This window comes from Sporosarcina sp. NCCP-2716, assembly GCF_023707985.1.
Taxonomy (GTDB): domain Bacteria; phylum Bacillota; class Bacilli; order Bacillales_A; family Planococcaceae; genus Sporosarcina.
Genome location: NZ_BRCF01000001.1, coordinates 350,517 through 373,591, shown reverse-complemented (window position 1 = coordinate 373,591; position 23,075 = coordinate 350,517). Strand labels below are relative to the sequence as shown.

Genomic DNA, 23,075 nt, shown 5'->3' with positions numbered 1-23,075 from the left:
TTCGATTAAGGCCGTTCGACGACGGCTGCCACGCCTTGGCCGCCTCCGATGCAGAGGGCGGCAAGTCCGCGTTTTGCGTCACGCCGCTGCATTTCGTGAAGCAGCGTAACGAGGATACGGGCACCGCTTGCGCCGATCGGATGTCCAAGAGCGATAGCACCGCCATTCACGTTCAATTTGCCGGGATCGAAGTTCAGCTCACGATCCACCGCTAGGGATTGTGCTGCAAACGCTTCATTTGCTTCGATCAGATCGATATCATCCAGCGACAGTTCAGCACGTGCCAGGACATTCTTCACTGCCTGGACGGGCCCGATCCCCATGACGGATGGATCCACCCCTGCATTGGCATTGGCCGTGATGACGGCAAGCGGCGTGACGCCGAGCTCGTCCGCTTTCGTCTTCGACATGATCACGAGAGCGGCGGCGCCGTCGTTCAGGCCGGATGCGTTGCCAGCCGTAACGCTTCCCTCTTTTTTGAATGCAGGGCGCAGCTTGGCGAGTTTCTCAGCTGTCGTCCCCTCTTTGATGTACTCGTCTTCCGAGAACACGATGGGATCCCCTTTCCGTACAGGGATTTCAACAGGGACGATCTCTTCCTGGAAGCGCCCTGCCGATCGTGCTTCGGCCGCTTTTTTCTGTGAGGCCGCCGCAAATTCATCCTGTTCCTCGCGCGACAACTCATACCGGTCACACAGGTTCTCGGCCGTGATGCCCATATGATAGTCGTTGAAGGCACACCAGAGACCGTCGGAAACCATCGTATCGACCAGTTTCTGATCCCCCATCTTGAACCCTTCCCGAGCATTCTTTAAGACATATGGCGCCTGGCTCATACTCTCCATGCCGCCTGCTACGATGACGTCCGCATCCCCTGACAGGATCGCCTGACGTGCGAGCTGGACGGCCTTCAGACCGGATCCGCACACTTTGTTGATCGTCATGGCAGGCACTTGTTCGGACAGTCCTGCTTTCATGGACGCCTGACGTGCTGGGTTCTGACCGGCTCCCGCTTGAAGCACATTCCCCATGATGACTTCGTCGATTTCGCCGGCAGGCACGCCCGCCCGCTTCACAGCTTCTTTTATGACGATAGCGCCAAGTTCCGCAGCACTGAAAGATTTCAGTGACCCTAGAAATGAGCCGATCGGCGTCCGTACCGCACTTGCGATTACAATTTGTTCTGTCATGTCTGGTTCCCCCTTTTGGTGATGAAACAATAATTCCCATGATGATTACCTGAACATTCCCACTTATGAATTGCCTGCATCCGCAACCGTCCGGTAGAATAGGCTATAGGAGGGATTGTATGTTCAGTTTACCAAATCGCGCAACAATAATCGAGGTCGGTCCGCGAGACGGCCTGCAGAATGAGAAAATGCAAGTGGACACTGATGTGAAGCTGGAGTTCATCCGGCGGCTGGCGGAATCAGGCATTTCCGAGATGGAACTCACGTCGTTCGTCTCCCCGAAGTGGGTGCCGCAGATGAAAGACGCGAAAGACATCGTGCAGCAGGCGGCCGCAGTGAGCAGGCCGATCGTCCTCGCGCCGAACTCGAAAGGTGTGGAACTCGCTTTGGAAGCAGGGGCGGAAGCGATCGCCGTATTCGTCGGCGTCAGCAATACATTCAATCAAAAGAACATCAACCGGTCGACAGAGGAAAGTGTCGAGGCGCTCGCCCCCGTTATCGGGGAATTGAAAGCGCAGGGTAAATTCGTCCGTGCGTGCATATCGACCGCATTCTATTGTCCCTACGAAGGGAAGATCGAAGTGGAGGACGTCATGGAGCTGTGCCGCAAATTTGTAGCGCTCGGTGTGGATGAACTGAGTGTGGCCGATACTGTCGGCATGGCGAATCCTGTGGGGAGTTATGAGTTATTCTCCCGGCTGCAGCAGGCTTTTCCGTCAGTTCTGCTGGCCGCGCACTTCCACGATACACGCAAGATGGCGCTCGCCAATATTTTTGCTGCCCTGCAAGCGGGCATCACACGGTTCGACAGTGCGGCAGGAGGCCTTGGAGGATGTCCGTTCGCTGACGGGGCGACCGGCAACGTCGCGACGGAAGATGTCGTCAACATGCTCGACGCACTCGGCATCGGGACGGGGATCCGTGTGAAGGATGTGTGCAGAGCCGTCGAAGTGATCGCGCCGCACGTCTCCCGCCCGATCGAAACAGGGATGTACCGGCTGTTCGAAAACGGCAGGATCTAAAAGAGAGGATGTGGCGGCGTGAGGAAGCGCTTTCTAGCAATTACAGGCGGCGTGACGGCGCTTGCAGCGGGGGCTGTGTCGGTTTTCGGCATCCTTGCGACGAACCGGCTCATGTTCCTGAAGACGAAAGATGCGGAAGTCGTTCTGAAGCGGGAAACGATCGCGAGGCGGTTCGATGCGCATTGGTACGAAACGGTGCGGAAAACCGTCATGCGCATCCCGTCCCCGAACGGCTACCTCCTCCATGCCGTCTTCCTGCAGCCGCTCGATACGACGCGGACCGTCATCATCTGCCACGGGGTCACCGAAAACAAAGTGAATTCCATGAAGTATGCACGTATGTTCGAACGGCTCGGATTCAACTCGGTCGTCTACGATCACCGGCGCCACGGGGAATCCGGCGGCCGGACGACAAGCTTCGGGTTCTACGAGAAGATGGATCTGCAGGCGATTGTGACCGCTGTCCGAGACCGGATCGGCAAACGGGCGATGCTCGGCATCCACGGCGAATCGATGGGGGCTGCGACAATGATCTTGACGGCGGGCACGTACGACGAGGAAGCGGACTTCTACATCGCGGACTGCCCGTTCTCCGACTTCACGGACCAGGTGTTCCATATACTGAAGACGACGACCCCATTGCGCACACCGAAAGTCATCCGGATCGCCAATCTGTTCTTGAAGATCCGCGACGGGTACACGACGTCGCTCGTCTCCCCGAAGCAGGCTGTTGGCCGTATCACACGGCCGATGCTCTTCATCCACAGCCTGGAAGACGATTTCATCCTGCCAGCGATGACCGAGGAACTGTATCGATTGAAAGAAGGCCCGAAAGCTATCAAACTATTCCCCCGAGGCGCGCACGCCCGCTCGTTCAATGAAAACCCGGAGGAATACGAAACGGCGGTCCGGCGTTTCCTGAGGAAGTACGGCCTTCTCAACTGAATACCGGATTGCGGAAAAACAAAAGGGGCGTCTGCCGGGTATCAGTAACTGATACTCCGCAGCCGCCCCTCAGTTATGTGATCGATACCGAAAAAAGGCATCGAGTATAATAACGGGTCATTTCTTCTTTTTCGCTTCTTTGTCGGACATTTTGTTCATTTGCGCCATCATTTGATTAATCTTTTTCTGAGAAGGTTTCTGCCCCATCTGCATCATCATCATGCGGAGCATATCTTCATTAATCGGCGGGTTTTCTTTCAGATACTTCATCATATATTGACGAGCCAAGAAGAAACCAAGCGCTACTCCAGCTGCAAGTGCGACGATGATTCCTACAATCCACCAAACAGTCATACGTACTACCTCCCCTGCTGCAATAGTCCAAGTGTTTCCACCAAGAAGGATTATACAGCATCGAAGGCTATGTGCGCAACGTCTCAATGACGGCTATCGCAATTATAGACTGCCGGCGTCGCATAATACCGATTATTCAAACTCCCGCTCAGGCGAGCAGGCAGCCGCGGGACATTGCAGAATCCGGCGTGCGAATCGGTTTCAGCCAGCCCCATTCTCGGGATTCGTCCATGATCGCAAAGTAACGGTCCTCCGCACTCGACAGCGCAACGAATAGATCGAGGTCTAGCATACGGGATCCGTGACAGGTCGCATGAAGGGCATGGCTTGAAAAACCGACATCGATGGTCCCTTTCAGCGGATGCGTCAATGTATAGTTCATATCCCCCGCGTCGATCGTGTGAAAGTTCTTTCCAAGTTCGTTCATGATCGCCTTTTCGATCGAACTGATCTCCAGCCGGTCGCACAAATATCGGACTTCCTGTAAGTGGGTGTCGGTTTCGTCCGCTTTCAGCAGATCATACAGCAAGCGCTCCCTGCCCAGCACAAAATCCTGATAGGTTTCTTTGATTTTATAGATTCCATAAGTTCGCATGAATGACCACTCCTTTCTTCCATCGTACCGGAACGGTTTTAAAAAGACTGTCTATTCGCGGAACGGACTACGACTAGTTCTGTCGAATATTAACGGCTGCCTATCGGATAAAAAAACTGCCTGCCGATCATCCGGAGAGGATGTTCAGGCAGGCAGTTCATGATCAAACCTTTATTATCGATGCCGGCAGATTACTTGCCGACGAGCTTTTCGACTTTCGCGACAACGTTAGCCGCATGGAAACCGTATTCTTTCATGACGATTTCGCCAGGGGCGCTTGCGCCGAACGTGTCGATCGCAAGGACATCCCCTTCTGTGCCGACATATTTATGCCAGCCGAGGGACGAGCCCATTTCGAGCGAGAGGCGGGCAGTTACCGCTTTCGGCAGCACTTGCTCCTTATAGGAAGCATCCTGCTCTTCGAAACGGTCCCAAGACGGCATGGAAACGACAGAGACGTCGATCCCCTTTTCGCCGAGTGTCTTCTGGGCTTCGACCGCAAGGCTCACTTCGGATCCTGTTGCGAGCAGAATCGCTTCAGGCAGATCTGCTTTGGCCGGTGATACGACATATGCCCCTTTCCGGACACCGTCGTGTGCCAATTGTGCCGATTTTTCGAGCACCGGCAGATTCTGACGGGACAGCACGAGGACCGTCGGCTTATTGACAGACGTCACCGCTAAGTTCCATGCCGCCGACGTTTCGTTGGCATCGGCCGGACGGATGACGGACAGACCCGGCATCGCACGGAGTGACGCGATATGCTCGATCGGTTCGTGCGTCGGCCCGTCTTCGCCGACCGCAATACTGTCGTGTGTGAAGACGTATGTGACAGGAAGACCCATCAGCGCAGAAAGGCGGACAGCCGGACGCACGTAATCACTGAATACGAAGAATGTGCCGCCGAACACGCGGAGGCCGCCGTGCAGAGCCATACCGTTGAGTGCAGCCCCCATTGCAAATTCACGGACACCGAACCAGATATTGCGTCCTTCGTAGCTGCCCGGCAGGAAATCGCCTGCTGCTTTGATGGCCGTCTTATTGGATCCGGCAAGGTCCGCGCTGCCGCCGAAGAACGAAGGCAGTGCGCCGGCGATTGCGTTGATGGACTCGCCGGAAGCGGAACGGGTCGCGACGGATTTGCCTGCAGCATATTCAGGAAGCTGCGACTGGATCGATTCCGTATCGGTGCCGTCGATTGCCGCTTTCAGCTGCTTGGCAAGATCGCCATGCTCCTGCTCGTACGCACCGAACAGCTTGTTCCACTCCGACTCGGTGTCCACGCCGAGCTGCTGGATGGAAGATTTGAAAGTTTCATAGACTTCGTCAGGCACATGGAAGTCCTTGTCGAATGTCCACTTGTAATATTCTTTCGTCAGTTTCATCTCGTCTTCGCCAAGCGGGGCGCCGTGCACATCGGACTTCCCGGATTTGTTCGGGGAACCGTAGCCGATCACCGATTTCACTTCGATCAGTGTCGGGCCGCCCGTGTTCTTCTTGGCCTGGCCGATCGCTTCGTTCAGGCGGACGGTATCATTGCCGTCTTCGACGCGAAGGTAGTTCCAGCCATACGACTCGAAACGTTTCTGGATCTTCTCCGTGAAGGACATGTCCAGTTCGCCGTCGAGCGAAATATCGTTGCTGTCATAGAGAACGATGAGCTTATCGAGTTCCAGGTGGCCGGCGAGCGAGATCGCTTCCGCCGCAACACCTTCCATCAGATCGCCGTCTCCACACAGCGCGTACGTGTAATGATCGACGATGTTGAAGCCGGGCTTGTTGTAAGTGGCAGCCAAGTGTTTTTCCGCCATCGCCATTCCGACTGCCATGCCGATCCCCTGTCCGAGCGGTCCGGTTGTCGCTTCGACACCTGCTGTGTGGCCATACTCAGGATGTCCCGGCGTCTTCGATCCCCACTGACGGAAATTCTTCAGTTCGTCCAGAGGAAGGTCGTATCCGCTCAAGTGCAGCATGCTGTACAGCAGCATAGATCCGTGTCCGGCAGACAGGACGAAGCGGTCGCGGTTGAACCAGGAAGGATTCGATGGGTTATGGTGCATATGCTGTGTCCAGAGGACGTAAGCCATCGGCGCCGCTCCCATCGGCAGGCCCGGGTGGCCGGAATTCGCTTTTTCGATTGCGTCGATTGACAGCGTTCGGATCGTGTTTATCGCCAATTGATCAACAGTAGTGGTCATCGGTAAGAACACCCTTTCAAATTATCTTCATTGATTCAGATTCCTCATCCATTGTAATGAAAAAACCGCAGGAATACAAACTGCGGTTTCAGGTATAGGGCGTTCCGGTCAATTCAGGAACTTTTTGTCTCTCGCTTCTTTCACTTTATCAGGCGTGACATCATTGCCGTCCGGATCGATGACTTTCACGTTCTCGATCGTATCGCGCATGGTCGAACGGAACGTCTTCAAATACTCGCTCCGCAGCTGGGACTGCTCTTTCGCCTCTTCGATCGATAATCCGTCCGTTTTGGATTTCTTGGCGAGCTCATTGATGCGCTTGATTTTCTTTTCCTCCAGCATTCGGTTCCCTCCTGTACTCGTTCGTCAATTTAACGTAAACAAAAACGAGCCGAAGTGCAACCATTTAGCTCTCGTGTCCGGCTGCATATTCCTGGTATCTCCGGTGGACGGTCGCTTTGCTGACATGATGGCCGAGCCCTTTCAGCACATTGGTGATCTCTTCGAATGTCAGCCCTTTCTCACGCAGCGAGACGATCTCCTGTATCGGTGTATCGATCCGTTCCCTGCCCTCTGCGTTTCCCTGGTTGCGCAAGTTCCGTTCCGGTCGGTACCCCGCTTCGACAGCCCGTTTCATCCCCCGCCGTATTTTTGCATTATGTAGTTTCCGCTGGTACTCCTCGACGATTGCGAGGATCTCGAGCAGCATGGTATCCATTTCGTTCAGCTCAAGCGGGCCGCTGTCATGGTTGGTGAAGACGGCTGTCTGCGTCTTCGCGAGCAGGTGCAGCACCGCTACCCGCGCGTTCCCCCTGCCGAGCCTTGTCTCGTCCTGGACGAGCACTGCGGCAACCGGTTCATCACGGACAAAGTCGAGGAGGCCGAGCAGTCCGTCCCTGTCGATCTCATAGCCGCTCTGCCGGTCGGAAAAGGAGGCAGCGACCGTGTAGCCGAGTGTATCAGCCAGCACTTCAAGTTCTTCCTGCTGCCGGGAAAGCGACATTTCCTGGGTGTCCTTTTCCGTGCTCACCCGGCAGTAGATTACGCAGTCTCCGTTGTTGTCCATCAGTTCCCCTCCTCTGCAAGCACGAGGCGGACATCATCCGACTGAAGGATCGGGTGCAGCGGAACTTTCAGGCCTTCGCCTGCGATGATGCCGGTGCCATCCAGATCATTGAGCGCGGCCACTTCCCGGATCCAGCGGTCGGCCGGGACTTCGCCCGCATACTGCTTTGCGAGCGAGGTCAGCGTGTCACCCTGGACGACGGTGACTTCGACAACGTCACGGGGAACCGATAATTTCGCGAAAAAGATGAGAATGAGGACAGAGAAAAGGATGAATGCAATGATAATTGTTTTGTTTCGTGCAAGAAGTGCTGTCATGATGATGACCCCTTTCAGAATGTACGTTCGCTTATGTGATATTTATTATAAGCGAACAAAGGTTTGGCTGTCAACCGCAAAATTCGAACCTCTGTTTGCTATATGTACGAACACCTGTTATACTATTTTTATAGAAACACGGTGCAGAGCGGCAAGCGCCTGCGAATCTAGTGAAGAGGTGAATACTTTTGAAGAAGATTTCAAAAAGGCAGGAAGACATCCTGACGTTTATCAAAGATGAAGTCCAGAAAAAGGGATATCCGCCGTCCGTCCGTGAAATCGGAGAGGCTGTGGGACTGGCTTCGAGTTCGACAGTGCATGGGCATCTTGCCCGGCTCGAGAGCAAAGGGCTGATCCGGCGGGACCCGACAAAACCGCGCGCGATCGAAGTGCTCGATCAGGATGGCTCGGATGAGCTGAAGACCGGCGTACTCCACATTCCGCTCGTCGGGAAAGTCACTGCCGGACTGCCGATCACTGCAATCGAGAATATTGAAGAGTATTTCCCGATTCCTGATTCGTTTGGTACGTCGGAAGATAATCTGTTCATGCTCGAGATTCTCGGTGAAAGTATGATTGAGGCCGGTATTCTGAACGGGGACCGTGTCGTCGTGAAGCAGCAGCATACAGCGAGCAACGGGGAGATCGTGGTCGCGATGACGGAAGAGGACGAAGCGACGGTGAAGCGTTTCTTCAAAGAGAAGGACTTCTTCCGCCTGCAGCCTGAGAATTCATCGATGGAACCGATCATCGTGGAGAACGTGTCGATTCTCGGAAAAGTCGTCGGTGTCTACCGGGCGATCCATTAAACTAGAAAAAACTGCACGGTGCGCCTTGTTCGGAGGCGCACCGTGCAGTTTTTTGTATGGCCGGCGTGATGGGGTGCCGGTGTTTATGAGCGTTTTTTGGGATTTATGAGCGCTTTCTGAGATTTTTGAGCGTTTCTGGCGATTTATGAGCGCTTTCTCAGATTTATGAGCGCTTCTGGCGACTTATGAGCGCTTTCTGCGATTTATGAGCGTTTCCCCGGATTTATGAGCGGGTTTCATGATTCATGAGCGTTCCCCCAGATTTATGAGCGCTTACCCGGATGCATGAGCCCCCGCAGCGCCGGCCGGTCACTGGATGAGGCCGAGTTCCTCGAGCCGTCCGACGGAGGAGAGGATGGCGGCTTTGACATGTTCGTACGTCAGGCCGCCCTGTACGTAGGCCGTGTACGGCGGGCGCAGCGGGCCGTCCGCGGTCAGTTCGATGCTGGATCCCTGGATGAACGTGCCGGCCGCCATTATGACATCATCCGCGTAGCCCGGCATATAGGAAGGGACCGGGCTGACGTGGGAGTCGATCGGCGAATTGGCCTGGATCGTCTGGCAGAAAGCGATCATCTGCTCGGCGCTGTCGAACGAGACCGACTGAATCAGATCGGTGCGTTTTGCCGAATAGTGCGGCGACGTCTTCAAGCCGTAGGACGCGAGCATCCCGGCGGTGAATTGGGCGCCTTTGACTGCCTGGCTGACGACGTGCGGCGCCAGGAAAAAGCCCTGGTACATCTCCCTTAAGGTATCGAGGGAGGCACCGGCTTCGGAGCCGAGACCCGGAGATGTCATGCGGTAGCTGCACTTCTCGATGAGATCCGCCCGGCCGGCGATGTAGCCGCCCGTGCGTGCGAGGCCGCCGCCCGGGTTTTTGATGAGGGAGCCGGCCATGATATCGACGCCAACTTCTGTCGGTTCGCGTTCTTCGGTGAATTCACCGTAGCAGTTGTCTGTGAATAGGATGATATCTGGATGTTTCGATTTGATGCGCTCTGCCATGTCACGGATGTCTTCGATGGTGAAGGAAGGCCGGTCCGCATAGCCGCGGGAACGCTGGATGGCGATCACTTTCGTTGCCGGGCTGATATTACGCTCCACTTCATCGAAATCCACACTGCCGTCCGCGCGCAGGTCGACATGATGGTAGCCGATCGACAGGTCTCGCAGGGAGCCGGTGTCCTTTTCGCCCCCCGATACGATCGATTCCAGTGTGTCGTACGGTTTCCCGGTTACATAGAGCAGTTCGTCGCCGGGGCGCAGGATGCCGAACAGCGCGATGGCGATGGCGTGCGTGCCGGAGATGATCTGGCCGCGCACGAGGCAGGCTTCCGCACCGAACGTATCGGCGTAGACACGCTCAAGTACATCGCGGCCGGTATCATCGTAGCCGTAGCCTGTGGACCCGTTCAGATGGAAGTCGCTGACGCGGTTATTGCGGAAGGCGGACAGCACTTTCTGCTGGTTGAAAAGCGCAATCCGCTCTGTTTCGCGTGTATACGGGCGGATGTCCGTTTCGATTTTTTCCGAACGCTGCAGGATTTCGTCGTTCAATTGCTGTATACTCATTCAGGATGCTCCATTCTTTACCGTAAGTTCACTGCTCATTTTAGCAGTTCGGGACGCACTGGTAAATGATAGAGCCTGTATGTTCAATTGTTTGGGGATAAGAACGGAGGCACGATTCAGTGACGTGGGATGTTTTCAGTCTGATCGGCACAGCCGCTTTTGCGATTTCAGGGGCGATTGTAGCGATGGAAGAGGACTTTGATATGTTTGGTGTGTATATTCTCGGAATGGTGACGGCGTTCGGCGGCGGCGCGGTGCGCAACGTGTTCATCGGTGTGCCGGTCTCCGTGCTGTGGGGGCAGGAGATGTTTTTCCTCGTGGCATCTGTGCTTATTGGTGTGATCTTTTTCTTTTCGGGCTATTTGCTGAAGACATGGAACCGCTGGGGATCTTACTTCGATGCCGTCGGACTTGCAGCGTTTGCAATCCAGGGAGCACTGATGGCTGTCGAACTTGACATGTCTCTGTTCGCGGTCGTCGCTGCAGCCGTCTTGACCGGAGCAGGCGGCGGAGTGATCCGCGATTTGCTCGCAGGCCGCCAGCCGCTTGTATTCAAAAGTGATATATATGCAGTGTGGGCCGCGCTTGCCGGTCTGATTGTCGGTTTTGATACGTACGTCCATGACGCTGCGCTCTATGTCCTGCTCGTCGTGACGGCCGCCCTGCGGATGCTGTCGATCAAGTTCCACTGGCAGCTGCCGCAGCGGTCATTGCTGTCCAAATAAAAAAAGGCCGTCATGGCCTTTTTTTACTGTTCTTCTTTCAGGATGACCGGTTTCGCCGGTACATAGGTCGAGATGGCATGCTTGTAGATGAGCTGCTGCTTGCCGTCGGATTCCAGCAGGACAGTGTAATTATCATAGGACTTGATCAGCCCTTTCAGCTGGAAGCCGTTCGTCAGGAAAATGGTGACGAACGTGCTGTTCTTTCTGAGTGAGTTCAAAAAGACATCTTGCATATTGGCGTTTGACACTGCGGAATCCCCCTATTATTGTTTTTCTTCAGAGCTTGTTTCTTTATTCGGCGTCTCTTCCGCAAAGTCCTTCATATACTTGCAAATCTCTTGGACGACTGCAGTGCTGCCGAGCGTGGCATCCATCCAGATGACCGGCAGCTTATTCCTGAAATAGGTCATCTGCCGTTTCGCATAGCGGCGTGTATTCCTCTTAATGAGTTCCACAGCTACCTCTGCAGTCTGCCTGCCGTCGAGCGCATCATACAGCTCTTTGTAGCCGATCGCCTGCACCGACTGGACGTCCCGTAATCCTGAATCCCGCAAACCTTCCACTTCCGCCAGCAGACCGGCGTCCATCATCATGTCCACCCGCCGGTCGATCCGCGCGTAGAGAACGTCGCGGGGCATATCGAGTCCGACTATGAGTGCCTGATAGATAGGGGCGGCTCCTGCTCCTGCTTCCTGTTCCGCTTTCGTCGACCCGGTCACTTCGATTATTTCGAGAGCCCGGACGAGACGGCGGTGGTTATTCGGGTGGATTTTCCCTGCGCTGACCGGATCGATTTCCTTGAGCCTGCTGTGCAGGACGTCCGCGCCGAAGTCCGCGAGCTCCTGTTCGAGCCGGGCACGCACCTGCTCGTCCCCTGCAGCTTCCGTGAACCGGTAATCATAGAGGACCGACTGGATGTAGAGGCCGGTCCCCCCGACGACGATCGGCAGTTTCCCCCGCCGTCGGATCTCCTCGATCTTCAGCCGGACGGTCCGCTGATACTCGGCAGCGGAAAACGGTTCATCCGGAGCCTTGATGTCGAACAGATGGTGCGGGATTCCTTTCATCTCATCAGCAGTGATCTTGGCAGTGCCGATGTCCAGGCCGCGATATACCTGCATCGCATCCCCGTTGATGACCTCCCCGCCGAGACAGCCGGCGAGGCGGACGGCTGTGTCCGTCTTGCCGGAAGCGGTCGGACCGACGATGACGACTGCATCGAATGGAATCACCATCGCTTCGATATCCAGTCGGTCATCATCGGAAGCACGAGATCGGAAGGCGGTCCCGACAAAGTCTCGTGCCGTTCACCTTCCGCCAGAAAGACCGTGACGTCCCGGACACCTGCAGAGCTGAACAGTCCGGCAGCTTCGAAGACTCCGCTGCCCATATTGCCGACCGGATCGCTGCTGCCGGAGAAAAAGAGTACCGGCAGCCCGCTCGGCACGGTGCTGTTGCTGCCGGCCGAACTGATCGTATTCAGCCCCTCGAACAGCACCCTGAAAAATGCATTCGTCGAAACTGCTCCCGACAGCGGATCATCGATGTATGCCTGAACGGTTTCCTTATCAGTGGACAGCCAGTCGAACGGCGTTTCCGGGTTGTCGATCGTCCGGTTGTAGCTGCCGAAGCCGAGGGTATTCAGTACATGACTCGGTGCATGCCTGCCGTCTTTCGCGGAAAGCACCGAGGACAGGGCGATGCCGCCTGCTGCTGTCGCTCCCGGTTTCCCTGCGGTTCCTGAGCAGATCAGTCCTTCGATCTCCCGGCCGTACAGCTGGGCGAACCTGCGGACGACGAAGGAACCCATGCTGTGGCCGAACAGGATGGTTTTCAGTCCGCCACGGCGCAGCTTGAACACATTCAGCACTTCACGCACGTCCTCAACGAGCCGGTCGAACGTGACGCCGTCTTCGAAATCACCGAGCTGCCCGGCTTTCTCAGCAAGCCCCCCGTGGCCGCGCTGGTTGTGTCCTGTCACGGCATATCCTTGCGCCGCAAGCAGTTCGGCTGTCCGCTCATAGCGCCCGATGTGCTCGGCCATCCCGTGGACGAGATGGATATGGGCCTTCGGCGTCCCTTCCGGCATGACGGAAAGGACTTCGATCGGCGTGCCGTCCGACATCATTACCACTTCTGTGATCATTTCAGTTCCTCCCTCTCTTACATCACACGCTTGAACATCTTTTCCAGTTCGTGCGTCGTGAAATGGATGAGCACCGGTCTTCCGTGCGGGCACGTATACGGATTGTCCGCGTCGCCCAAGTCTTTCAGGAGCCGCTGCATATCTCCGGCTGTCAAGTAATGATTCGCTTTGATGGACCGTTTGCAGCTCATCATGATTGCGGTCTCCTCCCGCAGCTTGGCGATATCGACCTGTTTCGTATGCAGCACCTGCTCGATCATTTCTTCGATGATGGAAGAGGCTTCAGCTGGCGGAAACCAGGACGGATATTCCTTCACCGTGTAGGAGGAAGGACCGAAACTTTCCAGATAGATACCCACTTCCTGCAAGGCCTCAAGCCGTTCTTCGATCTTCAGCTGTTCATCTGCCGAGTAATGGAAGATGAGCGGCATCAGCAGCATCTGCCGTTCCTGATGATCGACTTCTGCAATTTTGTCGCGGAAATACTCATACTTGATGCGTTCCTGTGCGGCGTGCTGGTCGATCAGGTAGAAACCGTCTTCATTCTGCGCCACGATATACGTACCGTGGACCTGTCCGACCGGCAGTAGAGCCGGGAAATCGGGACGGCTCTTTTCTGCAGGATCGGCAGCGGCAGCCGATCCATCCTGCCGCATGTCTCCCTCGGCTGAACGCACAGATTCCGGCATACCTGACTCTTCAGAACGGTCCTCGTGCGGAACTGTCACCTGTCCGGATTGTTCCGTTATACGGGATTCTGTTTCCTCCACCGACCATGACCGCGGGGTCACTTCCGCATACTCCTCCGGCGCCGCGGAAGGTTCACTTGCATGGACGGGGGCTTCCGGACGTTTCCAGAAGGATTCCTGCACACTGTTCACTCTTTTCGGTTTCGGTGCTGTCGGGGCTGCGTCCGGGATGATCATCGCCCGTCTGACCGCCTGGTGAACCCCTTCCCGGACTGCATTGAGCAGTTCCCCTTCTTTGCTCACTTTGATGAACTGCTTGGACGGATGGACATTGACATCCGTCAAGTACGGATCTGCCTCCACTTCCACGACAGCGATTGGAAAGCGGCCGATCGGCAAATACGTATGGAGTGCATCGAGCACCGCCTTGTTCACCGTATAGCTTTTGACCCACCGGCCGTTGATCAGGACGGTCATGTAGTTTTTCGACGCCCGTGTCATCTCAGGCAGCGTCACATATCCTTTTACCTTGTAATCGGCGTTTTCCGCCTCAAACGGAATCATTTTTTTAGCAACGGCCATTCCGTACACATCGGACAGGACGCGCAGCAGATCACCGGAACCGGTCGTTTTCAGCAGCAGATGCTGGGCATGGGTGAGACGGAAGGAGATCTTCGGATGGCTGATTGCGAGCCTGTTGACGAGATCGATCGTATGGCCGAGTTCCGTCTGGATGGTCTTCATATATTTCAGTCGTGCGGGCGTATTGAAGAAGACCTGTGAAACAGTAATATCCGTCCCTTTCCGCAGCGCTGCGGACCGGCTGTCGGTCACGCGGCCGCCTTCGATCAGCACTTCGCATCCTTCCGCGCCGTCCGACGTCCATAGGTGCACTTTCGAGACGGCCGTAATACTCGCGAGTGCCTCGCCTCGGAATCCGAGTGTCCGGATGCGGAACAGATCGTGTTCGTTGTCCAGCTTGCTCGTCGCGTGACGTTCAAACGACCGCAACGCGTCCGCCGGGCTCATCCCTTTGCCGTTATCGGTGACACGGATGCTCGTCAGACCAGCTTCCTCAAGCGTGATCTCGATGGATGAACTGCCGGCATCGATCGAGTTCTCCACAAGCTCCTTGACGATTGAAGCCGGACGTTCCACGACTTCACCGGCCGCGATCTTGTTGGCAAGCGGAGCATCCATCACTTTAATGATGTCCATAGTGCCACTTCCTTTCTCACTTCAGCTTGGCTTTCAGTTCGAACAGCAGCTGCAGCGCCTGGAGCGGGGTCGTGTTTGCTGCGTCCAATCCGCTGATCTGCTGCAGCACTTCCGCTTGTCCGGCCGGGACTTCCTCCGGTTCTTCCGGCGCGAAGTCGAAGAAGCTGATCTGCTCACTTGCCGGTGCACTGCTCTGCTCGTCGGTCCGCTGGCTCTCGAAACCTTCCAAAAGTATGCGGGCGCGCGTCAGCAAAGCGGTCGGCAGTCCTGCAAGTTCAGCTACGTGGATACCGTAGCTGCGGTCAGCCGGCCCCGCCATCACTTTGTGCAGGAAGACGACTTTGCCTTCCTGCTCCATCGCAGCGACATGGACGTTCACCAGTCTGTCCAGTTCCTGATCGAGCGCTGTCAATTCATGATAATGGGTGGAGAAGAGCGTATTCGCGCCGATTTCATCGTGGATGTATTCCATCATCGCCTGTGCGAGCGCCATCCCGTCATATGTCGATGTCCCGCGGCCGATCTCGTCGAACAGCAGCAGGCTGCGGTCGGTCGCATGGGCGATCGCCTGCTGGGATTCGAGCATTTCCATCATGAACGTACTCTGGCCGGAAGCGACGTCATCGGCTGCACCGATCCTCGTGAAGATCTGATCGGTGATCGGCAGGCGTGCGGACTCGCAAGGGACGTAACAGCCGATCTGCGCCATGATAGCTGTCAGGGCGACCTGGCGCATGAACGTGCTCTTCCCGGACATGTTCGGCCCCGTGATGAGCAGCATGTTCGCCTCTTCCGTCAGTGTGCAGCTGTTCGGGACGTAAAGCGAATGGTCCATCATCTTCTCGACGACCGGATGACGGCCGTTCCGGATTTCGAGCGTTTTCCCTTCGGTGAACTGCGGTTTCACGTATTGCCGTGATTCGGACACTTCGGCGAAGGCGGTAAGCACATCTAGCTCACTGATGACCGACGCAAGCTGCTGGATGTCCCCGATGCCTTCTTTCAGCTCTTCCCTCACTTGTGTGAAGAGGGAATACTCAAGGTCCAGGCTCTGCGATTCCGCACTGAGGATCAGCTCTTCTTTCTCTTTCAGTTCTGGCGTGATATACCGTTCGCAGTTGGCGAGTGTCTGTTTCCGCTCGTAGCGGGAGAGGTCCGCCAAGTGGAGGTTCGACTTCGTGATTTCAATGAAGTAGCCGAAGATGCGGTTGTAGCCGATTTTCAGCCCTTTGATGCCCGTCAGTTCCCGCTCTTTCTTCTCAAGCTCCGCGAGCCACAGCTTGCCGTTCTTCGAGGCGTCCCGGTATGTATCCAGCTGTCCGTGGAAACCGTCCTTGATGATGCCGCCTTCTTTCGCCGAAAGCGGAGGTGATTCCGCGATCGCCTGTTCGAGAATCTGGCATTGTTCGTCGCATGGGCTGATCCGTTCCGAGAACGCCCGCAAGTGCTCCTTGTCCGATTCTGCCAGCAGCGCTTTCAGGGACGGGATGACGCGGAGGGAGTTGCGCAGCTGCGCGAGGTCCCTTGCACTAGCACTTCCCATCGATAATCTGCCCGCAAGCCGCTCGAGGTCATACACGTCCCGCAATGACGTTTTCAGTTCATCCCGCAGGAAGAAGGCATCGATCAGTTCACCGACCGTATCCAGCCGGCGTTCGATTTCAGGCCGGTCGGCGAGCGGCTGCCGGATCCACGTCTTCAGTTTGCGTGCACCCATCGCAGTGCTCGTTTCGTCGAGCAGCCAGAAGAGCGTGCCTTCCTTGCCTCCGGAGCGGATCGACTGGATCAGTTCCAGGTTCCGCATCGAGTTGGCGTCGATCGACAGCTTCGCTTCACGTGCAAGGAAGCGGAACGGCTGCAGATGATCAAGCGACGATTTCTGTGTCTGCTGCAAGTAGGCGACGAGCCGCTTCCCTGCAGCGACGGCGGCTGACGGCAAGTCTTGGAACAGGTCGCGTCCGTGCGGGCTGCAGCTGTCCCCGTCGCAGATCGACAGGACGATCCCTTTGCTGCCGGCTGCGTCGCTGAGCATAATCTGCAGCTGTTCGTCGACCACTGTTTCTTTCATGCCGAGCGAATCGATCGCCTGGACGATCGTGTTTTCATCCCCCTCGATGTACTCGACAGTCCCTTCGCCTGTAGCGAGGTCAAGATAGGAGATGGCGTACGCCGTGCCGCTGATCCTGTTCACGGAGCCGATATAGTTGTTGGAACGGGCATCGATGCTCTTGCCTTCCGTGATCGTCCCGGGGGTGATGACGCGGACGACCTCCCGTTTGACGAGGCCTTTCACTTGCCGCGGATCTTCGGTCTGCTCGCAGATGGCGACCTTGTGTCCTTTACTGACGAGCGTCTCGATATACCCTTGTGCCGAATGGTAAGGCACTCCGCACATCGGGATGCGTCCCGATTCGCCGCCTTCCCGGCTTGTCAGCGTGATTTCGAGCAGATGGGACGCTTCAGTTGCATCCGAAAAGAACATTTCATAGAAATCTCCGAGCCGGAAGAACAGGAATGCGTCTTCGTGCTGGGATTTCACTTGCATATATTGTTGCATCATTGGAGTATAGGTTGTCATTCTGATTCCCTCACAGCATAATAGTATTCCTTTAGTATAACAGAATCTGTTCCCTCCCGTAGACCGATGTGCAGCTCCGGCAGCGGACAAAAAGAAAAAGCCGAAAACAAGCTTCGGCTTTAAAATGGCGAATGATCGTTACCCTGTCGGCTGCTTCCTTGGCTTGCATGCTGCTCATTCGTCGATTCGTCGTCGAACGACCAGTCTTCCTCCAGCTCATTCGAGTGGACCGTGATCAGCACTTTCGTCTCCCCGATCACCTCTGCGAGCAGCTCGCGTTCCACTTTGATCTGGAAGTTCTGCTGGCATTCCGAGATGATGGCTTCCGTACAGTTCGGCTGCTGGAGCACTTCGACGCGGATTTCCTCTTTGGAAGACGATGGCTCATCGCGATAACGGAGTTTGATCGTGTCTTTGTATGCAACCGTCTCCGTGAACACCGATGTCTTGGAATGATCGTGGTGGGAGTACCATACGTTGACGTCGAACTTCCCTGTCACTTCGATAGAGGACCCTGACTTCTTCGCGCTGTGGGTGTGGTTGATGACCCAGCAGCCGAGGATGCTAGACGGACGGTTCGGCGGCGTGAGCGTGACTTCCTTCTCTGTGCGCTGCTTCCCCTTTGCGATGATCGCTTTCGTTACGACTTGACGTAGATTCTTCAGTTTCCTTCCTCCTTCGTAGACTTCTTTACATCCTATGCAGCAGAAGCCCAGAAAGTGAAAAAAATCGGAAGAGAATTCATCTCTTCCGATCGATGATCAGGATAGCGGCTTATGCTGTGTGTTCTGGACATACGATCCCGTCTGCCCTTTCAGTACATCCCCGCCGGTGGACTCGATGATTTGGTCCGTCACCCGGTTCGAGATTGTGTGGGAGACGAGCTGCAGCAGTTCGTTCACGTCCGCCTGCGACTGCTTGAATTCCTGGACGAGCGGAACGGCATCGATTTCGTTTTCGATCTCTTCGATCTTCTTTTCGATGATGCCGAGGGCACGCTCTTTGTCGTATTCCTGGAAGTTGACCGCCTGTTTCTGGAGAGACTTCAGGCTCGCGATCTTCTCCCGCACTTTTTTGTTTTCGTTTATGTGTGCTTCTGTCTGTTTGAACAGTTCGACCTGCTCCGTATTGGCGATCATATGTGCGATTTCCCGTGCTTTTTCGATGATCTGTTCTTTTGTATACCGCTGTTCCATTATGCCATCACCTTTTCCTCATTGTTCACTCCGATGGATTCCCCATCGGGCGACCCTTTTTCGCTTCTGTAAACGGGGCATTCGGAAGTGCGGAAGCCCCTTCTTCCCGCATGCCGCTGTGCATAGAGAACCCAGACAGCACGTATCCCCATTATACTGAAGCGTTTCACATCTGTATATGAGCTTACGGGATTGTCCCCCATTTGTCACAGAAAAAGACACTGCGGTGGGAAGTTCTGCCGCAGTGTCCGGATTATAGCGCTTGCTGGCGGGTCCGCTTTTCGACAAAGAGCTTCAGTGCGGTGCGGCCCTCTCCGTTGATCTCGATATCAGCGAACGCCGGGGAGCAGATCAGATCGCTCCCGCTCGGCGCCACGAACCCCCGGGCGATCGCCACCGCCTTGATGGCCTGGTTGAGCGCACCTGCGCCGACTGCCTGCATTTCAGCAAAACCTTGGTCCCGGATGACTGCCACGAGTGCTCCTGCGACGGAATTCGGATTTGAGCGGGAAGATACTTTCAATGGGTTCAACGTGTTTCCTCCTTATGGATAGTGGTATATGGAATGCAGTTCTCCATGCACCATCCTATGAAAGGAAAGAACCTTTTAGACACTGTCCCTTACACTTGGAACGGGTTATCGTCATTGATGAGAACCCGTTCGATGGAGCGGGCGCGGCCGTTTGAAGGATCGATGTCCGCCACTATGCCGTTCAGCTGGGCACGTCCGTCTTTCGGCACTTGGAACCGCACCGGCATATTCGTCTGGAACCGGTAGATGACATCCTCTTTCTTCATGCCGAGAATTGCATCATACGGTCCGGTCATCCCGACATCCGTGATGTAGGCGGTCCCTTCAGGCAGCACGCGGCTGTCTGCGGTCTGCACGTGGGTGTGTGTTCCGACGACAACCGATGCCCGGCCGTCCAGATGGAAGCCCATCGCGATCTTTTCACTCGTCGCTTCCGCATGGAAATCGACGAAGACGAGCGGTGTCCGTTCGTTCGCTTCCCGGATTAGCTCATCCGCTTTTTTGAACGGATCATCGTGCGGCGGCAGGAATGTCCGGCCGTGCAGGTTGAGGACGGCAAGCGTGACGCCGCCGCGTTCGATATATGTCATTCCGAGACCGGGGGCTTCTTCCGAGAAGTTCGCGGGCCGGATCAGATACTCCGTTTCATCGATGAAATCATAGATGTCCTTATGGTCCCACGTATGGTTGCCCATCGTGACCACGTCGACGCCGGCCCGAAGCAGGTCGTCGAAGATCGCTTTCGTGATGCCCCGTCCGGCAGCCGCGTTTTCTCCGTTCGCGATGACGACGTCGGGCTTGTATTTCTTCTTGAGACGGGGCAGGTAGTCAAAGACCATATCCCGTCCGGGTGATCCGACGATATCGCCGATAAATAATACTTTCATAGTCGACCTCTTTCCAAAAGAAAGAGGCTTCCGCAAACTGCCGGAAGCCCCTCTCGTTATTTTGCGTACTCCACGGCACGGGTTTCCCGAAGTACCGTGATTTTGATGTGACCGGGGTAGTCCAGTTCTTCCTCGATCCGTTTCCGGATATCGCGGGCGAGACGATGGGCCGTAATGTCGTCGATCACATCCGGGCGCACGATGATCCTCACTTCGCGGCCCGCCTGGATGGCGAATGATTTCTCGACGCCTTCATAGGACTCGGAGATTTCCTCCAGCTTCTGAAGACGGCGGATGTAGTTTTCAAGTGTTTCGCTGCGGGCTCCCGGACGTGCAGCCGACAGGGCGTCTGCTGCAGCGACGAGCACCGCGATGACAGAGGTCGCTTCCTCGTCCCCATGATGGGAAGCGATGCTATTGATGACCACTGGATGCTCTTTGTACTTGATGGCCAATTCTTTGCCGATCTGTACGTGACTGCCTTCCACTTCGTGGTCGATGGCCTTTCCGATGTCATGGAGAAGTCCTGCGCGTCTCGCGAGTGTCACGTCTTCGCCCAGTTCTGCAGCGAGCAGACCTGCCAAGTAGGCGACTTCCGTCGAGTGCTTCAAGACGTTCTGGCCGTAGCTTGTACGGAATTTCAACCGGCCCAGAATCTTGATGAGATCCGGATGCAGATTGTGCACGCCGATATCGAATGTCGTCTGTTCCCCGGTTTCCCGGATCAGTTCGTCGACTTCGCGGCGGGACTTATCCACCATTTCTTCAATCCGTGCCGGATGGATGCGTCCGTCGGCGACGAGCTTCTCAAGCGCCAGACGGGCAATTTCACGGCGTACCGGATCGAAGCCGGACAGGATGACCGCTTCAGGGGTATCGTCAATGATGAGATCGATCCCTGTCAATGTCTCCAGTGTGCGGATGTTACGGCCTTCCCGGCCGATGATCCGGCCTTTCATTTCATCATTCGGCAGATTGACGACGGAAACGGTCGTTTCCGCCACGTGATCCGCTGCGAATCGCTGAACGGCGAGGGAGAGGATCTCCCGTGCCCGTTTCTCGGACTCTTCCTTGGCACGCTGTTCGGACTCTTTCGTCATGACAGCGATATCCGTGGACAGTTCGCGTTCCACATCGTCCAGGATGAGATGTTTCGCCTCATCACGGGTCAGTGCTGAAATCTTTTCCAGTTCCGTCTGCTGCACGGCAACTAATTGTTCCGCCTTGCGTTCCATCTCTTCAATATGCTGTTGTCTTCCGGAAAGCGCGTCGTCTTTGCGCTCCAGACTGGCTTCGCGTTTGTTGAGGGAATCATCTTTACGGTCGAGGTTCTCTTCCCGCTGCAGCAGCCGGTTTTCCTGCTTCTGCAATTCGGTCCGTCTTTCCCGTATATCCGTTTCCGCTTCCACTCGCAATTTGTGATTTTCATCTTTCGCTTCAAGCAGTGCTTCTTTTTTCAATGCCTCCGCTTCGCGCTTCGCCTCTTCCACGATTGTTTCAGCGGAGTGCTTGGCACCAGTCACTTTTGACTCGTTCACGTTTTTGTTATACACAAACATAACAACTGCACCGACGATGAGACCGAGCAAAGCGGAGATGATGATCGTACCCATTCAGGTCACCTCCTCTTGCCTATTTTTTCATGTGTAGTCGGCTTGTACATCAGCTTTCAATATACCGCCTGAATTCGTTTCAACCAAACATCGTTTCAAATGGTGGGAATTATACAATTCTAATTGTATCGGTGTCATTCTGGCATGTCAAGATAGAGACGCAAGCCGCCGCTTTTTTCAATACAGAAAGCCGGCGCCCCACTGAAGGGCTGCCGGCTCGGCTGTTATCATTCTTCGTCTTCGAAAAGTGCCAATTCTTCTTCATCTTCGTCCTGGTTATGTGCTGCGATGACATAGTTATCGGAAGTGAGCCCGTAGCTGCTGCGGATCTTATCGGAGATTTCCGCGCGGATCGAGGGGTTCTCTTTCAGGAACTGCTTCGCATTCTCCCGTCCCTGACCCATCCGGTCCCCTTCATAGGAGTACCAGGCGCCGCTCTTCTGGACAACTTCAGCTTCGACACCGAGGTCGACGATCTCCCCTTCTTTCGAGATCCCTTCACCGTACATGACATCCACTTCAGCTGTACGGAACGGAGGCGCGACTTTGTTTTTCACGACACGGATACGGGTCTTGTTCCCCATGATATCGGTACCGTGCTTGATCGCTTCACCGCGGCGCACTTCAAGGCGCACGGACGAATAGAACTTCAGCGCGCGGCCGCCCGGAGTCACTTCAGGGTTCCCGAACATGACGCCGACTTTTTCACGGATCTGGTTGATGAATACAGCAATGGTCTTCGACTTGTTGATGGCGCCCGACAGCTTACGGAGAGCCTGTGACATGAGCCGCGCCTGCAGACCGACGTGGGAATCACCCATCTCGCCTTCGATTTCCGCTTTCGGCACCAATGCCGCAACGGAGTCGATGACGATGATGTCGACGGCACCGCTCCGGACGAGGGCTTCCGCGATTTCGAGTGCCTGTTCACCCGTGTCCGGCTGTGACAGCAGGAGCTCATCGATGTTGACACCGAGCTTCTGGGCATAGACCGGATCGAGTGCGTGCTCCGCATCGATGAAGGCTGCCTGTCCGCCTGACGCCTGCACTTCTGCGATTGCATGCAGCGCAACGGTCGTCTTACCTGAACTTTCAGGTCCATAGATCTCGATGACCCGGCCCCGCGGATAGCCGCCCACCCCGAGTGCTGCATCCAGCGCAAGTGAGCCGGTGGATGATGTGGAGATTTCACGGTCCGTCTTTTCCCCGAGTTTCATGACAGACCCTTTGCCGAATTGCTTTTCTATTTGTTTCAGCGCCTGATCCAGCGCCGCTTTACGATCGCTCAAAAAAATTCCTCCTTCAAGGTGTTTTCTAACTGTCTCTACTATACTCCTTTTGAGAAAAATAAACAAGCAAAAAGCGAACGAGTATTCGACTTTTTGCTTGAAATTCGAGATTTAATTGAGAAAACGGACTATAT

The 23,075-nt window shown here is 55.5% G+C and carries 23 protein-coding genes; 4 read left to right on the top strand and 19 right to left on the bottom strand.

Annotated elements, in window-relative coordinates; translation table 11 throughout:
* Positions 1-5 precede the first annotated feature (5 nt).
* Positions 6-1,190, bottom strand: a complete 1,185-nt coding sequence (locus NFU03_RS01910; RefSeq protein ID WP_251635642.1) for an acetyl-CoA C-acetyltransferase — start codon at positions 1,188-1,190, stop codon at positions 6-8.
* Positions 1,191-1,309: 119 nt separating this feature from the next.
* Between NFU03_RS01910 and NFU03_RS01905 the strand changes: the two genes are divergently transcribed.
* Both NFU03_RS01905 and NFU03_RS01900 read left to right on the top strand, forming a co-directional pair.
* On the top strand, positions 1,310-2,212 hold the full coding sequence (locus NFU03_RS01905) for a hydroxymethylglutaryl-CoA lyase (RefSeq protein ID WP_251635639.1): 903 nt from the start codon (positions 1,310-1,312) through the stop codon (positions 2,210-2,212).
* Positions 2,213-2,230: 18 nt separating this feature from the next.
* Positions 2,231-3,157, top strand: coding sequence for an alpha/beta hydrolase (locus NFU03_RS01900; protein ID WP_251635637.1), 927 nt, complete (start codon positions 2,231-2,233; stop codon positions 3,155-3,157).
* Between the two features lie 117 nt (positions 3,158-3,274).
* Here the strand turns inward: NFU03_RS01900 and NFU03_RS01895 are convergent, their stop codons facing one another.
* From NFU03_RS01895 to NFU03_RS01870, 6 genes are all read right to left on the bottom strand, one after another.
* Positions 3,275-3,511, bottom strand: coding sequence for a YneF family protein (locus NFU03_RS01895; protein ID WP_040286784.1), 237 nt, complete (start codon positions 3,509-3,511; stop codon positions 3,275-3,277).
* A 148-nt stretch (positions 3,512-3,659) separates the two neighbouring features.
* Positions 3,660-4,106: a sporulation inhibitor of replication protein SirA gene (sirA, locus tag NFU03_RS01890; RefSeq protein WP_251635635.1), complete on the bottom strand. Its 447-nt coding sequence runs from the start codon at positions 4,104-4,106 to the stop codon at positions 3,660-3,662.
* Positions 4,107-4,297: 191 nt separating this feature from the next.
* Entirely contained in the window at positions 4,298-6,304 is a 2,007-nt protein-coding gene (gene tkt / locus NFU03_RS01885; RefSeq protein WP_251635633.1) for a transketolase, read from the bottom strand.
* A gap of 108 nt (positions 6,305-6,412) precedes the next feature.
* On the bottom strand, positions 6,413-6,646 hold the full coding sequence (locus tag NFU03_RS01880) for a DUF896 domain-containing protein (RefSeq protein ID WP_251635631.1): 234 nt from the start codon (positions 6,644-6,646) through the stop codon (positions 6,413-6,415).
* 64 nt (positions 6,647-6,710) lie between these two features.
* Positions 6,711-7,370, bottom strand: coding sequence for a YneB family resolvase-like protein (locus tag NFU03_RS01875; protein ID WP_251635630.1), 660 nt, complete (start codon positions 7,368-7,370; stop codon positions 6,711-6,713).
* On the bottom strand, positions 7,370-7,687 hold the full coding sequence (locus NFU03_RS01870; RefSeq protein ID WP_251635629.1) for a LysM peptidoglycan-binding domain-containing protein: 318 nt from the start codon (positions 7,685-7,687) through the stop codon (positions 7,370-7,372). The genes NFU03_RS01875 and NFU03_RS01870 overlap by 1 nt, the downstream gene beginning before the upstream one ends.
* 188 nt (positions 7,688-7,875) lie before the next feature.
* Between NFU03_RS01870 and lexA the strand changes: the two genes are divergently transcribed.
* Positions 7,876-8,496, top strand: a complete 621-nt coding sequence (lexA, locus tag NFU03_RS01865) for a transcriptional repressor LexA (protein ID WP_251635628.1) — start codon at positions 7,876-7,878, stop codon at positions 8,494-8,496.
* Positions 8,497-8,805: 309 nt separating this feature from the next.
* Here the strand turns inward: lexA and NFU03_RS01860 are convergent, their stop codons facing one another.
* A complete protein-coding gene (locus tag NFU03_RS01860) occupies positions 8,806-10,068 on the bottom strand; it encodes a methionine gamma-lyase family protein (protein ID WP_251635627.1) in 1,263 nt (420 codons plus the stop codon).
* A 119-nt stretch (positions 10,069-10,187) separates the two neighbouring features.
* On the opposite strand from NFU03_RS01860, the gene NFU03_RS01855 reads away from it, so the two are divergent.
* Positions 10,188-10,793 (top strand): trimeric intracellular cation channel family protein, encoded by a 606-nt coding sequence (locus NFU03_RS01855; protein ID WP_251635626.1) that lies wholly within the window; start codon positions 10,188-10,190, stop codon positions 10,791-10,793.
* A 23-nt stretch (positions 10,794-10,816) separates the two neighbouring features.
* Here NFU03_RS01855 and hfq read toward each other — a convergent pair whose 3' ends face one another.
* From hfq to recA, 11 genes are all read right to left on the bottom strand, one after another.
* A complete protein-coding gene (gene hfq / locus NFU03_RS01850) occupies positions 10,817-11,026 on the bottom strand; it encodes an RNA chaperone Hfq (RefSeq protein WP_398289703.1) in 210 nt (69 codons plus the stop codon).
* Between the two features lie 30 nt (positions 11,027-11,056).
* Complete coding sequence (gene miaA, locus NFU03_RS01845) at positions 11,057-12,028, bottom strand: tRNA (adenosine(37)-N6)-dimethylallyltransferase MiaA (protein WP_251635622.1); 972 nt, start codon at positions 12,026-12,028, stop codon at positions 11,057-11,059.
* Complete coding sequence (locus NFU03_RS01840; protein WP_251635620.1) at positions 12,022-12,939, bottom strand: alpha/beta fold hydrolase; 918 nt, start codon at positions 12,937-12,939, stop codon at positions 12,022-12,024. Before NFU03_RS01840 ends, miaA begins: the two co-directional genes overlap by 7 nt.
* Positions 12,940-12,956: 17 nt before the next feature.
* On the bottom strand, positions 12,957-14,846 hold the full coding sequence (gene mutL, locus NFU03_RS01835; RefSeq protein ID WP_251635619.1) for a DNA mismatch repair endonuclease MutL: 1,890 nt from the start codon (positions 14,844-14,846) through the stop codon (positions 12,957-12,959).
* Positions 14,847-14,862: 16 nt separating this feature from the next.
* Positions 14,863-17,424 (bottom strand): DNA mismatch repair protein MutS, encoded by a 2,562-nt coding sequence (gene mutS / locus NFU03_RS01830; RefSeq protein WP_251635617.1) that lies wholly within the window; start codon positions 17,422-17,424, stop codon positions 14,863-14,865.
* Positions 17,425-17,543: 119 nt separating this feature from the next.
* The gene (gene cotE / locus NFU03_RS01825; RefSeq protein ID WP_309296245.1) at positions 17,544-18,053 is read right to left on the bottom strand and encodes an outer spore coat protein CotE; all 510 of its coding nucleotides are present in this window, start codon (positions 18,051-18,053) and stop codon (positions 17,544-17,546) included.
* Between the two features lie 132 nt (positions 18,054-18,185).
* Positions 18,186-18,620: a YlbF/YmcA family competence regulator gene (locus NFU03_RS01820; RefSeq protein ID WP_251635616.1), complete on the bottom strand. Its 435-nt coding sequence runs from the start codon at positions 18,618-18,620 to the stop codon at positions 18,186-18,188.
* A 253-nt stretch (positions 18,621-18,873) separates the two neighbouring features.
* Positions 18,874-19,152 (bottom strand): stage V sporulation protein S, encoded by a 279-nt coding sequence (locus NFU03_RS01815; protein WP_251635615.1) that lies wholly within the window; start codon positions 19,150-19,152, stop codon positions 18,874-18,876.
* Positions 19,153-19,241: 89 nt separating this feature from the next.
* Positions 19,242-20,039 (bottom strand): TIGR00282 family metallophosphoesterase, encoded by a 798-nt coding sequence (locus tag NFU03_RS01810; RefSeq protein WP_251635614.1) that lies wholly within the window; start codon positions 20,037-20,039, stop codon positions 19,242-19,244.
* Between the two features lie 56 nt (positions 20,040-20,095).
* Entirely contained in the window at positions 20,096-21,652 is a 1,557-nt protein-coding gene (gene rny / locus NFU03_RS01805; RefSeq protein ID WP_251635613.1) for a ribonuclease Y, read from the bottom strand.
* Between the two features lie 227 nt (positions 21,653-21,879).
* Complete coding sequence (gene recA, locus NFU03_RS01800) at positions 21,880-22,941, bottom strand: recombinase RecA (protein ID WP_285835400.1); 1,062 nt, start codon at positions 22,939-22,941, stop codon at positions 21,880-21,882.
* Positions 22,942-23,075: the final 134 nt, after the last annotated feature.

Bases quoted from the DNA above. Each gene is read 5' to 3' on its own strand.
- hfq (WP_398289703.1), bottom strand. From the start codon at position 11,026: ATGCAAGATGTCTTTTTGAACTCACTCAGAAAGAACAGCACGTTCGTC.
- miaA (WP_251635622.1), bottom strand. From the start codon at position 12,028: ATGGTGATTCCATTCGATGCAGTCGTCATCGTCGGTCCGACCGCTTCC.
- tkt (WP_251635633.1), bottom strand. From the start codon at position 6,304: ATGACCACTACTGTTGATCAATTGGCGATAAACACGATCCGAACGCTG.
- mutS (WP_251635617.1), bottom strand. From the start codon at position 17,424: ATGACAACCTATACTCCAATGATGCAACAATATATGCAAGTGAAATCC.
- rny (WP_251635613.1), bottom strand. From the start codon at position 21,652: ATGGGTACGATCATCATCTCCGCTTTGCTCGGTCTCATCGTCGGTGCA.
- NFU03_RS01880 (WP_251635631.1), bottom strand. From the start codon at position 6,646: ATGCTGGAGGAAAAGAAAATCAAGCGCATCAATGAGCTCGCCAAGAAA.
- NFU03_RS01860 (WP_251635627.1), bottom strand. From the start codon at position 10,068: ATGAGTATACAGCAATTGAACGACGAAATCCTGCAGCGTTCGGAAAAA.
- NFU03_RS01870 (WP_251635629.1), bottom strand. From the start codon at position 7,687: ATGACAGCACTTCTTGCACGAAACAAAACAATTATCATTGCATTCATC.
- NFU03_RS01895 (WP_040286784.1), bottom strand. From the start codon at position 3,511: ATGACTGTTTGGTGGATTGTAGGAATCATCGTCGCACTTGCAGCTGGA.
- NFU03_RS01810 (WP_251635614.1), bottom strand. From the start codon at position 20,039: ATGAAAGTATTATTTATCGGCGATATCGTCGGATCACCCGGACGGGAT.
- mutL (WP_251635619.1), bottom strand. From the start codon at position 14,846: ATGGACATCATTAAAGTGATGGATGCTCCGCTTGCCAACAAGATCGCG.
- NFU03_RS01875 (WP_251635630.1), bottom strand. From the start codon at position 7,370: ATGGACAACAACGGAGACTGCGTAATCTACTGCCGGGTGAGCACGGAA.
- NFU03_RS01910 (WP_251635642.1), bottom strand. From the start codon at position 1,190: ATGACAGAACAAATTGTAATCGCAAGTGCGGTACGGACGCCGATCGGC.
- NFU03_RS01905 (WP_251635639.1), top strand. From the start codon at position 1,310: ATGTTCAGTTTACCAAATCGCGCAACAATAATCGAGGTCGGTCCGCGA.
- NFU03_RS01840 (WP_251635620.1), bottom strand. From the start codon at position 12,939: ATGATCACAGAAGTGGTAATGATGTCGGACGGCACGCCGATCGAAGTC.
- sirA (WP_251635635.1), bottom strand. From the start codon at position 4,106: ATGCGAACTTATGGAATCTATAAAATCAAAGAAACCTATCAGGATTTT.
- NFU03_RS01820 (WP_251635616.1), bottom strand. From the start codon at position 18,620: ATGGAACAGCGGTATACAAAAGAACAGATCATCGAAAAAGCACGGGAA.